Source organism: Lactobacillus huangpiensis (assembly GCF_019972815.1).
GTDB lineage: Bacteria > Bacillota > Bacilli > Lactobacillales > Lactobacillaceae > Lactobacillus > Lactobacillus huangpiensis.
Window position 1 is genome coordinate 266,638 of sequence record NZ_BPPA01000001.1, and the last position, 14,168, is coordinate 280,805.

Annotated in this window: 9 protein-coding genes; 5 read left to right on the top strand and 4 right to left on the bottom strand. The window is 36.6% G+C overall.

What is annotated here, in order from left to right:
* Positions 1–108 precede the first annotated feature (108 nt).
* Together LDM90_RS01260 and LDM90_RS01265 are read left to right on the top strand one after the other, a co-directional pair.
* A complete protein-coding gene (locus LDM90_RS01260) occupies positions 109–2,082 on the top strand; it encodes a beta-glucoside-specific PTS transporter subunit IIABC (protein ID WP_223896258.1) in 1,974 nt (657 codons plus the stop codon).
* Between the two features lie 15 nt (positions 2,083–2,097).
* Positions 2,098–3,543 carry a glycoside hydrolase family 1 protein gene (locus LDM90_RS01265; RefSeq protein WP_223896259.1) on the top strand — a complete coding sequence of 482 codons (1,446 nt, stop codon included), beginning with the start codon at positions 2,098–2,100 and terminating at the stop codon, positions 3,541–3,543.
* Between the two features lie 124 nt (positions 3,544–3,667).
* On the opposite strand, the gene LDM90_RS01270 is transcribed toward LDM90_RS01265, so the two are convergent.
* Entirely contained in the window at positions 3,668–5,242 is a 1,575-nt protein-coding gene (locus LDM90_RS01270) for an ABC transporter ATP-binding protein (protein WP_223896319.1), read from the bottom strand.
* A gap of 510 nt (positions 5,243–5,752) precedes the next feature.
* Between LDM90_RS01270 and LDM90_RS01275 the strand changes: the two genes are divergently transcribed.
* Positions 5,753–7,900 carry a PTS sugar transporter subunit IIABC gene (locus LDM90_RS01275; RefSeq protein WP_223898642.1) on the top strand — a complete coding sequence of 716 codons (2,148 nt, stop codon included), beginning with the start codon at positions 5,753–5,755 and terminating at the stop codon, positions 7,898–7,900.
* A 332-nt stretch (positions 7,901–8,232) separates the two neighbouring features.
* Here the strand turns inward: LDM90_RS01275 and LDM90_RS01280 are convergent, their stop codons facing one another.
* Positions 8,233–8,868: a hypothetical protein gene (locus LDM90_RS01280; RefSeq protein ID WP_223896262.1), complete on the bottom strand. Its 636-nt coding sequence runs from the start codon at positions 8,866–8,868 to the stop codon at positions 8,233–8,235.
* Between the two features lie 195 nt (positions 8,869–9,063).
* Positions 9,064–9,927, bottom strand: a complete 864-nt coding sequence (locus tag LDM90_RS01285) for a helix-turn-helix domain-containing protein (protein ID WP_223896263.1) — start codon at positions 9,925–9,927, stop codon at positions 9,064–9,066.
* A gap of 106 nt (positions 9,928–10,033) precedes the next feature.
* Between LDM90_RS01285 and LDM90_RS01290 the strand changes: the two genes are divergently transcribed.
* Positions 10,034–11,278: an MFS transporter gene (locus LDM90_RS01290; protein ID WP_223896264.1), complete on the top strand. Its 1,245-nt coding sequence runs from the start codon at positions 10,034–10,036 to the stop codon at positions 11,276–11,278.
* 132 nt (positions 11,279–11,410) lie between these two features.
* Here the strand turns inward: LDM90_RS01290 and LDM90_RS01295 are convergent, their stop codons facing one another.
* Positions 11,411–12,649, bottom strand: coding sequence for an MFS transporter (locus LDM90_RS01295; RefSeq protein WP_223896265.1), 1,239 nt, complete (start codon positions 12,647–12,649; stop codon positions 11,411–11,413).
* Between the two features lie 149 nt (positions 12,650–12,798).
* Here LDM90_RS01295 and LDM90_RS01300 point away from each other — a divergent pair, with 149 nt between their 5' ends.
* Entirely contained in the window at positions 12,799–13,716 is a 918-nt protein-coding gene (locus LDM90_RS01300; RefSeq protein WP_223896266.1) for a cytochrome C5, read from the top strand.
* Positions 13,717–14,168 lie beyond the last annotated feature (452 nt).

The following is a 14,168-nucleotide window of genomic DNA, read 5'->3' on the forward strand; positions in this document are numbered from 1 at the left end:
GTGTTACTGTTTACAGGCATTAACCCGAGAACTTCAGGTGAAAATCTCACAATAAATTAGTGAGGTGCTTTCTTGAGGTCCTCGGGTTTTGATATTTAGGAGGAAAAAATGGCTTACGAGGATCTAAGTCGTGAAATTATCGCTGATGTTGGCGGTAAAGATAACGTGATCAGTGTTGTTCACTGTACTACGCGCTTACGTTTTAAATTAAAAAATATGAAAAAGGCTAACGATGACAAATTAAAGGCCACCGATGGCGTAATTTCTGTTGTGAAATCGGGTGGGCAATACCAAGTTGTGATTGGCAATAATGTCGCTGATGTTTATGACACGCTGGTTAAAGTAGGCGGCTTTTCTGGTGGCGGCAGCGTGCCCGATGATTATGAAGATACCAGCAACATGAGTTTAGCAGATAAGTTTATTGATTTAATCTCTGGCATTTTCAATCCGATTTTAGGGCCAATGTGTGCTGCCGGTATGATCAAGGGCTTTAATGCCATGTTCTTAGCTTTTGGCTGGGAAGCGCAAACTTCTGGTACTTACATTATTTTGAATGCCATTGGTGACAGTTTATTCTACTTCCTGCCAGTTATTTTAGGAATTTCAGCAGCTAAAAAGTTCGGCATGAACGGCTATCTAGGTGCAACAATTGGTGCTGCACTTTGCTATCCTTCAATTGTCGCAATGGCCAGCAGTAAAACCACTCTGTTTACTGTATTTAAGGGTACTATTCTCCAAGCACCAATTCACATGACTTTTTTGGGAATTCCGGTAATTTCGATGAACTATACTTCATCAGTCATTCCAATTATCCTGTCAATTTGGTTTGCTTCTAAAGTGCAAAAATTGGCTAAAAGGATTATTCCTGATGTTGTCAAAACTTTCTTAGTGCCATTTATGGTTTTACTAATTACTATTCCTGTTACCTTTATTGTCATTGGCCCTGTTGCTACCTGGCTTGGTAATGCTATTGCAGCTGCTGTTAGTGGAGTTTACCACTTCAGCCCAATTGTTGCCGGCATTTTAATGGGAGCATTCTGGCAAGTATTTGTTATCTTTGGCGTTCACTGGGGCTTTGTGGCAGTTATGATGACCAATATTGCTGCTTTAGGCTATGATCCAATCTTAGGCTTATCTTTAGCAGCTTCATTTGCTCAAACAGGCGTTGTTTTAGCAATTATTTTCCAAACTAAAGATGAAAAAACCCGCAGTATTGCAATTCCAGCCTTTGTTTCTGGTATTTTCGGGGTTACTGAGCCGGCTATTTATGGTGTCACCCTTGAAAGAAAGAAGCCTTTCATTTTAAGCTGTATTGCCTCTGCAATTGGTGCCGGCATCATTGGTTTCTTCCAAGTAAAAGTATTCCAGATGGCCGGAATGGGAATCTTCTCAATTCCAGATGCAATTGGTAAAAATGGTTTTGATACTGGCGTTTATGGTTTAATTCTAGCAATGGTTATAGCAACAATTTTAGGCTTTGCTTTCCAAATGCTATTTGGTAAAAACAGTGTTGATGCACCAATAACTGAACAAACTGCCATAGCGACAGCTACAAATGCAGGTACAGATAATGCTGCAACAAACAATTCTGCAAGTTCCGCAAGTGTAAAACCAGAAGTTTCATATAATAAGGAAGAAAAATTGGTAGCTCCGTTAAATGGACAGGTTGTGCCATTAAGCGAGGTTAAAGATGAAGTCTTTTCCAGTGGCTCAATGGGCAAAGGCGTTGCGATTGCACCACGAGAAGGCAAAGTTTGTTCACCCCTTGATGGTGAAGTTGTAATGGTTTTCCCTACCGGCCACGCAATTGGTCTTAAATCAACTAATGGCGCAGAAGTAATGATTCATATTGGTATGGATACTGTGGAACTTGATGGCAAAGGCTTTACTACTTTAGTTAAAAAAGGTCAGAGTATCAAAAAGGGCGACCCTCTTATTAAATTTGACCTTGAAGCTATTAAAAAAGCTGGCTTTGAAACTACTACACCAGTAATTGTTACTAATTCTAATAATTACCATGAGGTTAATGCAGTTGCGAATGGTACAATAACCATTGGGGATGCATTATTAGACCTGAAATAACGAAAGGAGATAACAATGACTACAAATAATTTTCCTAAAGGATTTTTATGGGGCGGTGCTACTGCTGCCAATCAATTAGAAGGTGCTTACCAAGAAGGGGGTAAAGGTTTATCTTTGCCAGATGTTTTACCTGGCGGTAAGGACCGAATGAAAATCATTGCTTCACCTGATTTTGATTTTAAGATTAATTCAGATTATGTTTATCCTAACCACATTGGTATTGATCACTATCACCATTATAAAGAGGACATTGCACTTTTTGCCGAAATGGGCTTTAAGTGCTACCGCTTTTCAATTGCCTGGTCCAGAATTTTTCCTAATGGGGATGAAGAAACTCCTAATGAAGAGGGACTTAAGTTTTATGACTCACTAATTGATGAATGCTTAAAGCATGATATTGAGCCTGTGATTACTATTTCTCACTATGAATTACCTCTTCATTTAATTACTGAATATGGGAGCTGGAAGAATAAGAAGTTAATTGACTTCTATGAGCGTTTTGCCCGCACAGTTTTGACTCGTTATCAAGACAAAGTTAAGTACTGGATGACTTTCAACGAAATTAACAGTGCTGCTCACTTTCCAATAATGAGTCAAGGCTTAACGACAAGTAATGGCGCTGATGACAAGAAAAACATTTACCAGTCGTGGCATAACCAATTTGTTGCTAGTGCAAAAGCAGTTAAAATCGGTCATGAGCTCAATCCTGATATGAAAATTGGCTGCATGATTTTATACGCTACTACTTACAGCTATGATTCAAATCCTAAGAACCAATTAGCTACCCTGCAAGATAATCAGGCTAATAACTTCTTCTGTGCCGATGTTCAAGTAAGAGGGCATTATCCTGCCTATACTAGGAGTTTATTAGCTCGCCAAGGTGTGCAATTATCTGACATTGATTACACTGATGATGAATTGGCATTGCTAGCTCAATACCCAGTTGATTATATTGGTTTTAGCTATTATATGTCATCTGTAGTTGATGTTACTCATGAAAACCAAGAAACTGTTAACGGCAACTTAATGGGCGGTGTTAAGAACCCATTCTTAAAGAGCAGCGACTGGGGCTGGCAAATTGATCCAACAGGATTAAGAATTGCCTTAAACCAATTGTCCGATCGTTACCAAAGGCCAGTTTTCGTTGTTGAAAACGGTCTGGGTGCAGTAGACAAACCTGACGAAAATCATTATGTGGCTGATGATTACCGAATTGACTACCTGCGTGAACATATCGAGGCTATTTCCCAGGCAATAGACGATGGCGTTGATGTTATGGGCTATACTCCTTGGGGCTGTATTGATTTGGTCAGTGCTTCGACTGGTGAAATGTCGAAACGTTACGGTTTTATCTATGTTGATGAAGATGATGAAGGCCACGGAACCTTTAAGCGCTACAAGAAAAAGTCTTTTGACTGGTACAAGAAGGTTATTTCTACTAACGGTGCTGATTTAGGGTAAATCTTGGCGGAGATACGACTCGGCTCATGTGAGCAAAATAAACAAGAAAAAGCGTGCTTAAAAGCACGCTTTTTTGCTATGTCAATTTCTATTGCAATTTTTTCAAAACATTGATTGCAATAAACTAATTAGTCATAGTCAGGCTGCATAGATTATATAAATCACCTTTTTGCTTCATCAATTCTTTATAAGAACCTTCCTCAGTAATAGTGCCATCTTTCATAAAAATTATCGCATCATATTTTTGTAATAAGTTGGGATTCAATTTATGTGTTACCACAATTGATGTTAAATCCTTTATTTCTAAAATAGCATTTTCAATTGCAGTAGTATTTTTTTGATCTAAAGATGACGTTGCTTCATCCATTAACAAGATGGGTGTTTTTCTAATTAATGCTCGCGCTATAGAAATTCTCTGCTTTTGGCCACCAGATAACTCTTTGCCATTTTCGCCAACATTCATAGCAACGCCCTTAGAATTGCCGTTTACTAGCTTTCTTAAACCAGCCTTATTTATAGCATAATTCAGTTCTTTGTCTGTAAAAGATTTGCCTAGCATTATATTATACGCAAGAGAATTATCGAAAATATAGACGTCCTGTTGGACAATATTTATTAGTTTATAAAGCGATGACAAATTAATGTTATTGATATTTACGTTATCTACACTGATGTTGCCATCCTTAGTCAATCTGTAATATCTCATTAGTAACTTTAATAATGTTGTTTTACCACTACCCGACATACCTACAAGCGCGTATTTTTTGCCTTTTTCTATTTGTAAATTGATGTGTGAAAGTACCCTCTTTCCCGTTTCACCATGCTGGGGGTAGGAAAAACTAACATTGGTCAATTTAATCTCATTTTCAAATCTGTTCAATTCCAAATAGTTACTGTTATCTTTTACCGAATTATGCACTTTCTTCAGCAACTGATTCAGAGTTTTGCTGGCAGCCAAGCCAGCCTTTTTGTTATTCATTTCCAGACCTAATTTGCTTAGTGGCATTACAATAAAATTAACTAATTGCACAATTGCTGTAACTCCACCAATACTGGTGCTTCCGTTAATTACCATAAACATTCCGAGTCCGTATGCAACCAGAAAAACTAAATATCCAGAGAAGTTTGAAATTGATACCGAAATATTATTAAGTTCTGCCAAAGAAAACTCGCTATCAGCCCGTTTATCGTTACTATTCTGGAATTCTTTGCTAATTTGTTTTTCAATATTAAAGCTTTTAATTACTAAAAAACCCGAAAATGTGTCTTTTACTTTGGAAACATAGGCATTTTGTTGCGTCAAAGCCAGATTCTGCTTTGCCTGCATTTTTCCTCCCACCAAACTCATCACAAAAATTGGCATTAAACTTACAATTAGCACTGCTATTGACAGCTGCCAGTTAATCATAAACATCCCTATAATTGAGAAAAGCAATAATGACGAGTCAGACACAATACTAAAGAAAGATTTGATATATTTTTCCTCAATTGTCGAGATAGTATTGGTCATTGTTGCTAAAAAATCTCCAGTACTATTGTTACTGAATTCATTTAGATCACTTGCGATAATTTCATTAAAAATATGCCTGCGATATTTTTTACTAAAATTATTAACAAACCTATTTTTGGTTAGTTCACTGGTAAAAACAGCAGCTGCCAAAAATATACATACTAATAAACAAATATTGCATTTTTTAATTCATAAACATTCCTGGCAATCCCTGAGTCATTTAATATTTTTAACACCAAAGCAAGCAATAAGTTTATAAACGGATAGACTATTCCCGAAAAAAAAGCGCGAGATAGTAATTTAATTTATCATATTTTTTATACTTTTCCATTAATATAAACATCCTTTCTATTCTAAAAAACATAAGTGAAAGTATCTAATTATTTTAAATTCTTCTACGTCTTCTCACTATACGCTAAACATTTTATAATCGAAAGAACTATTTTAAAATAAAGCTATATTTTTTAAAATTATAAAATAATAGTTATTTTGATAGTTCTGCGTGAAAAAATTATAGAAAGATTTTTTTAAAATAGGCAGGTCAAGTTAGTATTAATTTGAAGGATATTAAGCATAGAAAAAAGCATTTCATTATAAATACAGAAAAAAAAGTTTTTACGATTCACAAAGGATTGTTTATATTCTGTCTTAATGAGAACATCTGATCTGGAGTATTTAAATAGATACAGGAGGAAAATAATGAAGGGAAAAATTTATGCTAAGGCGCAACAAGTTGGCAAGACATTCATGTTGCCAATTTCCTTGCTTCCGATAGCGGGATTATTTCTAGGATTGGGTGCTTCTTTTACTGGTCCGACTTTTATAAAGTTGTATCATTTGGAAAGTATTTTATCGCCGGGGATGCCGTTAAACAGGTTTTTAAGCATTTTAAATGACTGTGGCTCTGTAGTCTTTGACAATCTAGGCTTGCTATTTGCTGTCTCTATAGCGTTGGGAATGGCAAAAAGTGAAAAAGGGGTCGCTGCGCTTTCTGCGGTTGTAGGCTACTTTTTAATGTACGCTTCCTTAACCAGTTCAATTAAAAATCTCAGAAATTTAAATCAGCTCAAACAAGTTAACGGCTTAATTACAAATGTGTTGGGTTTTAACAACACAATGAACCTGGGAGTATTCGGGGGCATTATCATTGGTTTAATAGTCGTATGGCTACACAATAAGTACTACAATATTAAACTGCCTGATGTAATTTCATTTTTTGGCGGTGCTCACTTTCCGCCAATAGCCGCTGCGGTTTCTGGCGTAATAATAGGAATTTTGCTTTCATATATTTGGCCTTATTTTGCTGCTGGAATTTCTGCTTTGGGCTTCTTTATTGCTAAATCAGGAGTAGTTGGTTCCTTTCTATACGGATTAATCTACAGAATGTTGATACCCTTTGGTTTACACCACATTTTCTATTTGCCGTTTTGGCAAACAGCAGTAGGTGGGACGGCCGTTGTTGCTGGTCATACCGTGCAAGGTGCCCAAAATATTGTCTTTGCACAATTAGCTGCCGGCGGGAAAATTTCGTATGAAGCTGCCAGATTCTTTTCATTTCAGTTCCCAGAAATGATTTTTGGCTTGCCAGCTGCTGCCCTGGCAATGTACTCTGTTGCTCGTAAAGATAAACGAAGTGAAATTAAGGGACTATTAGTATCTTCTGCAGTAACTTCCATTTTAACTGGAATTACCGAGCCGCTTGAATTTACTATTTTATTTGCTTCACCATTTTTGTATTTTGGCGTTCACTGTGTACTTTTTGCTTTTTCTGCAGTCTTTGTAACATTGCTAAAAGTAGGAGTAGGCTTTACCTTTTCCGGTGGCTTAATAGACTTTATTCTTTATGGTGTGTTACCCGGAAATGCCAGAACTAATTGGGTTCCAATCATCTTCTTAGGTATTGCTTATTTCGTTGTTTACTATTTCTTGTTTAGATTTGTAATTACTAAGTTCGATCTCAATACGCCTGGTCGTAAAGATGATACTACTTTAAAAACCAAGAAAGATTATGTTGATAATAAGAAATTTACTGCTCTAACTAAAGATGAGCAAGTAGCTTATGAAATAGTAGCAGCTCTAGGCGGAACTGATAATTTAGTGAATGTTGACAACTGTGCCACAAGGCTGCGGGTGACAGTTAAAGACGGCAATTTAGTAGATAAAGAAACCTTAACCTCAACGGGAGCAGCCGGGACAGTAGTTAACGGTGCGTCTGTCCAGGTAATTTATGGCACTACTGTCGGCAACATTAAAACAAATGTAATGGATCTGATTAATAGCGGCAAAGCGCCAAAAACTGTTGCGAACTCAGTTAAGCCAGTAAAAAGTTCGAAGTTAGATTCAGAGGATAAAAAAGTTCAAAAGTCAGTTGAAACGGGTCCGAGTCAAAAAATTGCATTGTTTGCACCTGCTGATGGGCAGCTGGAATCATTGCAAACCTTAAATGATGGTGTTTTTTCCAAAGAGATGGTAGGTAAAGGCTTTGCGATTTTACCAGAAAATGGCAATATCTACGCTCCAGTTGATGGCACTATAACAACAATTTTTTCGACTAAACATGCAATTGGCATAAAAGATGAAAATGGCATTGAGTATCTTTTGCATATGGGATTGGATACTGTTGAGCTTAAGGGCAAAGGCTTTAAGATTCTTTGCTCTGAAAAAGAACAAGTCCATCAGGGTGACAAGCTGGCAGAGATGAATTTAACAGAAATTAAATCTGCTGGAAAAGCAACCGATGTTATCTTTGTAGCTACTCTGTCTGACAGATTATTAGATGTCAAAGTTGCTGACAATGATAGAGTCGCTGCTAATGATCAAGTAGCCGAGTTGTTTGTTAAAAAATAAATAGCTATAATGTCAGATTTCTATGTTAGAACATATTGCTTCAGCCAATTGCTGCAAGTAAAAAAGCCAAGCTTTTCATTTAGAAAGCTTGGCTTTTGTTTTACTCAAAAATTAAATTGGTGCCAAATTTGAAATAGGTTTTAGTTACCAATTTCTTTACGCTATATTTATTTACATTTTATTTTTACTGTCATAGATTCAACAAAAAAATCGACCTTTTGTGGACAATACAATTGTGCATTTTCTACTTATGCAGGATGATCTACTAACGCTATTTGGGAATATTTCATCAGAAAATTAAGCAAGTTTTGCCTTTTCCAACTATGATGCCACTATAGTGATGCCCACTTACCATTGTGAAAATGATTAAATAAATTTTTATTCTCTTTAAGCAGCCAAACTATCTGTTGTCTATCATAAACAGCTATTCCATGATTATTGAGTATAGTGACTATTACTATTAAATCTTTTGCTTGAATATTTCCTAATTCTAATTGAATAACTTTTTTATCCACAGTCAAATTTAGTTTAAAAAAGTCTGGGTTAAAATCAAGTGGACTAATTCGAACTTTTTTACGGTATGTAATTTCAGCACTAGTGATATTCTCAAATAAATATGATTTTGCATATATTTTTTTGATATGTAACAGCTGCATAAGTTTTATTGCATCATTTGAACTATAACTCACTACAGTAATTCCATTTTTATCGATCAGCCAATATCCACTAAAACATGTTGGTAAAGTAATAAAAATTCCTGCCAAAATTGTGAAACCCAGTACCCACCATGGTTGATAGCCAAATCCAGTCATAAATAATGACACTAAAATGACTAAAATTATTCCTATGATTACATGCAGAATGTTTACTTTATGTCCAACAGTCACACTTTTATTGGAGTTAGTAAATCCTGAATTATTTGAAGGATAGAGTTGTTGTCCTTCAATCATTTCTTCGTTTGACTTCATGATATTTACACTTTCACAACTTAGCAGTAACTGCTTTATTTTCATTTAATTATACTACGTCTTAGCTTTAGAAAACGCTTTTCTTGGCAGCAACGGAAAATTTTTGCTTTTTGTTGATCCCTAGACTATAGGAGTGTCTTAATCAAATTGATAATAAAAAGCTGGTTACCAGTGAATGCTGGAACCGGCTTCTTTTTATACTAAATTGCCACCTGTCTTTTCTTGCACAGTTTTTTGCAACTGCTTACTAAATTCAGTCATGCCGATTAAGGCAAACTCTTCTATTTGCCTTGCGCAATTATCCAGATAAACCTGTTTAGGATCAAAATGATAGTTAATAATGTTCTCCAAAAATAATAGAACCATCTTATTAAAGAAGGTTAGTGGCTGGGTGTGAATCTCATGGGATTTTTCCACCAATTGCTTGGCTTCCTGGTACTTGCTTTTTTCCAGACACATACTAATCATATTGATTAATATTCCCAACACTATAAATTGTATATCGTCATTATCACTATCTTTAAATTGCTGAAAAATTTTGTTAGTAATGATCATGTCACTGGCAAAATCATAAAAAACCATGCAGTTCAGGAAAATTTTGATAGTTTTCCAGTCGAAATTCTCTTCATTAAAGAATTTATTTTTAAGTTGCTGAATTTCTGCAGCACTCAATTTTTCTCTATTACCATCTATAATAGCTAAGATTGAGTTCACACTTAGCATTAAATCATTTTTACTGGTAAGCTCGCTACCCGCAATGGCCTGCTTAATTTCTTTTAGGCGCTTAGTATCAAAATTATAATAAGCGTCCGTCATTTGGGCAACAATCCTCTTTTTGAGATTATCTTCACTTTCAGACTGGTAATCAAGTTGTTTAAAAAAATCAGCAATTTTAACGTGATTTTGCCGTAATAATTCAATTAGGTCTGCCGCTGAAATGCGCGTCAGATCTTTTTCTACTTTGGAGTAAAAAGAAGGGCTGATAACGTCACCAATCCATGCGCGTTGAGTTTTGCCAGCTTCTAAGCGGTATTGTCTAAGTAATGCACCGATAGTCATAATTTAACCTCATTAAATTTTTTTGTTTCATATATGACACTTTTCTTTTCTTAATTTTAGCTTAAGTACAATTGAAAATAAAGAAAGTTAAAAAGGAGAAAAAATTATGACTATCTTTTTTAAAAATAAAGAATATCGCAAGTTTTCAATTGCCAGTATTTTATCCAGTGCGGGGGATATTTTATTCTATTTAGCGCTGATGACTTATGCCAGTCGGCTCAAAAATTATTCGCTGGCCTTGTCTTTAATTGCTATTTCGGAGTCAGTTCCCCGGCTGTTCTCCAGTGTTGGTGGCTATCTAGCTGACAGGACGCAGAACAAATTTCAAAAAATAGTCTGGATGGCTATGATCAGAGGTGCGCTTTATCTACTGGTTGGTTTTCTTTTTAGCCAGAACATCGCTGGCTGGAATCTGGTAATTATGGTGATTATCATCAACTTTATTTCTGATACGGCCGGAACTTATTCTGGCGGACTGACCACACCATTAATTATTAGTCTGGTTAAAAAGGATGAGATTGCTGAAGCTGAAGGTTTTACTAGTGGTGTTTCGCAAGTAATCACTTTGATTGGTCAGTTTGTTGGATCAGGACTTTTGTTATTCATGTCATATTCTGCGCTGGCTGTAATTAACGGTCTGACTTTCGTTGTGGCAGGGTTGATCTATTGCAATATTGCCAGGAGTAGACGAAAAAAGGGCATTTCAACTGTCACACAAGAAGTCGATGATCGTGGCTTTTGGTCCACCTTGGCCTTAGCATTAAAGCAAGTTAAAAAGGCTAGTGGCTTAATTACTACCTTACTGGTAATCGCCATTTTAAACGGAGTTCTCAGCACGATAGAGCCTCTGATTTCTATTGTAATTGCGGGCAATCGTCAGGTGATGGTCATTGGAACCTATAGTTTTACAATTGCATTAATCGGCGCTATGGCAGGAATAGGCGCTGCCTTAGGCAGCATTTTTGGTACTAATCTATTTAAAAATGTTAGCCTTTATATCATCATTATGTTTGCTTATATTGCTGGAGCAAGTGTCATAATTGCTATTTTAAGTAAACAAATTTGGTTCTGTTTAATAACTTATTGTATCTTAGGCTTCTTTGCAGGAACTGCTACTCCAAAATTAACTCAATGGATGGTAGGTGCAGTTGATCGTAAAATTTTGGCGTCCTCTGTTGGTCTGATTAATACGATTTTATTAATTGCCAGTCCCTTAATGACAACTGCTTTTACTACCTTATCGGCTGTGACAAGCGTTATCTATTCTCTTTGGGGTCTGTTTATCGTCAGTATTCTGCTCTTTGTAATTACCTTATTGGTGATGAGAAAATCCGCACAAAAAGGAAAATAAACAGCCAGTTTAGCTGGTAAATTTGCAGTATCTGATTTTTGCCGTCATTCTTTTCTATCAAGTATATAAAAACTGTCAAGATAATGATGTGAATCACCAAATTAGGATATTTTACTAGTTGTAAGTTAGCTCTTATTTATTAGTGCTTTTTCTCAAACTGAAAAAGATAATCAGAATAAAGTTAATCAGTAGGGTGAAACCTGTAGTCCAGAAAACTGTAGCGTAGTTGAACAGACCGGAGATAGTAGAACCCATTAGTGAACCAAACACAGAACCAACTGCTTGGAAAGACTGATTGTAGCTAAAGATGCGACCAAAGCTTTCGGCCGGAGTGTTCAATGTCAAAACAGTCTGTGCTGCCGGTAACATTGCTGCACTGGCAATTCCCAGCAAAAAACGCAATCCTGCCAACACCCAAGGTGAGTGTGTTAAAGCCATGGGTACGAAGAGAATCGCACCTACTATTAAACCTAAGCGTAATATTTTTAGTGGTCCAATTTCATCCATTTTATGTCCGATTTTGGAAGCAGCCAGCAGTGTTCCGAGACCTGGGGTTGCGGCTACGATCCCCGCTACAAAGGCAATATTCTTGCTATTAGGCATCATCGATTTGACATACAAAGAAACAATTGGATCAATTGACATGTTAGCGGCCTGCACTAACAGGGTGGTTATGAACATGACTACAATCAGTTTAACGCTTGGTAGAGAGTGCATGATTTCTTTCATAGGCTTCATTTCTTCACGAGAAATTGGGGTGAAGTTTTCATGAACTAAGAATGTCGACCCTAAGAAGACGAGCACCATCAAAAAGCCGGTGATGAAGAATGGGATCCGGTAGCCCCAGACGCCACCAAGCCAATTACCGAAGAAGTTTGACAAAACACCACCTAAAAGTGGTCCAACTAAGTTTCCAGCTGTACCGGCAGTCATCATTTGACTCATTACCCAGCCACTTTTTCTGTGGGGAGTTTCTCCTGCGATCAAGGCAGTAGCATTGTTAATGTAGCCGGAAAAAGCACCCTGAATAAAACGCATGACAATTATGTAAATAGCATTAGGGGCAAAGCCGGTAGCAGTAATAGTTAAAGCCATGACCCCAGATGCCCGCATGCACATTAATTTACGACCCTTGCGGTCAGCCAAGTTGCCCCAATAAGGTGAAACAATTGCCTGAGCAATAAAGGTCATGGCAAATGCAAGACCGGAATACATACTAATCTGCAACTTGCTGTAGTGGCCCAGATCAGCGATAAATAATGAGATAAAGGGCATTGTCATGGAATAGCCCATGCCTGTGATGAAGCAGCCTAGCCACAAAGTAACAAATGCCTTGTGCCAGCCAGCTGGAAATTTGTCGGAAACTGTCAAAACGTCCTCGCTTTCTTTTTAATATTTTCCTAAAAAATACGATATCTTTTATATTTTAGCACAATAAATTTGCTAAGAATTTGCTAAATAGATGATATTTTCATATTAAACATGTTAGGATATTATTTCTGAAAGGAAGGGATGTTGGTATGGGAAGAGATTCGCACTTAACTAGGCAGGAATACCGCCAAAAATCCCAGTCGCACACAAACAAGGTGCCAAAGGCAACGATTAGAGAAAATAATACTTCTCAAACTCGTGCTGACTATCGCCATTTAAAGTTAAATTTCTGGGATATTTTTGCAGATCGGCCATACATCGCGGTGGCAATAGTTGTTTTGGCTATTTTCTTAGTTATGGCTAAACTCTGGTGGCTTCTTGCTGCACTGGCAATTGTGGTCGCAATTGGCATCTTTGTGATTGGCCGCAGTCATCATCCTAACCGTGTACTTAGCCTTGAATTTAAAATGAAGTCATCCCGGAAATTAAGCATGTTACGAGCTTTGCAATTTGGTGGCTCGATTATCATGTTTCTGGCCACTTATATGAAAAAAGTGGTAACAGTTAATTTTTCCACAGCTGGTTCGACTGATAGCTTGCAAGTCGTTCAGGGCATCTTGTCTAATCGTGGTGGCGTCTATGGTCAACAGGGATCATACTTCTTGAGTTTATTAAATACCCTAACTGGCGGACAGCTGTGGGGTAAATATCGTTATGCGGCTAACAGTGCCCAAATGATGAGCAGTGGTGCAGGTCGTTTAATTATTATGTGGGTTTTGCTTTTAATGATTGCACCGGCATTTTGCGTTTTAGCACAATTTTTTCGGGAACCATATTCGCGCAATACGGCCTTGGTAGCTTCAATCATAGCTACTATCAGCTTTGTTTTAACTCCTCGTTTTTTGAGTAAGTGGATTGTAGAATACGCTGTCGAAAATCGTATGGCCAGCAGTCAAGCTCAGGCTGCTATTAGTGTCGGACCTATGGCCTATGTGGCAATGCTCTGCGCAATTTTAGTTTTAGTTATTTCAGTTTACCGGGTAATTAAAAAGGACAGATTCGTTTAAAAACCAGAAAAAGTTTTAAATTAAAAACCAGCTTTGTTTTCTATAAGCCGGTTTTTTATGATTTTAAAAACTGCTTTGAAAAAGCAGTTTATTATATTTTGCATAGCAAATTTATTTTTACTTAATATTGTAAAGGTATAGGTTTGTCTTTAAAATCAAGTTAAACAGTAAATAATAAAATATCATCTGTTTAAAAATTTTTTTGACTTAAATTGTAAATAGGAGGGGATTATTTATGCTTAATGATATTGTTTTGATTTTACTAATAGTTGATGCTATTTACTTAATATATCTAGTTTGCGTCAGATTAACACACAAAACACCGCAGAATTCTAAACTTATCCAATTTTATCAGCACCAACATTTACGGTGGGCTAAAGTTAAGTACTTCTTCCTTGTAATTCCTATTGTTTTTATTTCTTCTACCATATGATAATAGCTGGAATAATTAT

Coding starts and splice junctions, on each gene's coding strand:
- LDM90_RS01260 (WP_223896258.1), top strand. CDS start 109: ATGGCTTACGAGGATCTAAGTCGTGAAATTATCGCTGATGTTGGCGGT.
- LDM90_RS01265 (WP_223896259.1), top strand. CDS start 2,098: ATGACTACAAATAATTTTCCTAAAGGATTTTTATGGGGCGGTGCTACT.
- LDM90_RS01275 (WP_223898642.1), top strand. CDS start 5,753: ATGAAGGGAAAAATTTATGCTAAGGCGCAACAAGTTGGCAAGACATTC.
- LDM90_RS01280 (WP_223896262.1), bottom strand. CDS start 8,868: ATGAAGTCAAACGAAGAAATGATTGAAGGACAACAACTCTATCCTTCA.
- LDM90_RS01285 (WP_223896263.1), bottom strand. CDS start 9,927: ATGACTATCGGTGCATTACTTAGACAATACCGCTTAGAAGCTGGCAAA.
- LDM90_RS01290 (WP_223896264.1), top strand. CDS start 10,034: ATGACTATCTTTTTTAAAAATAAAGAATATCGCAAGTTTTCAATTGCC.
- LDM90_RS01300 (WP_223896266.1), top strand. CDS start 12,799: ATGGGAAGAGATTCGCACTTAACTAGGCAGGAATACCGCCAAAAATCC.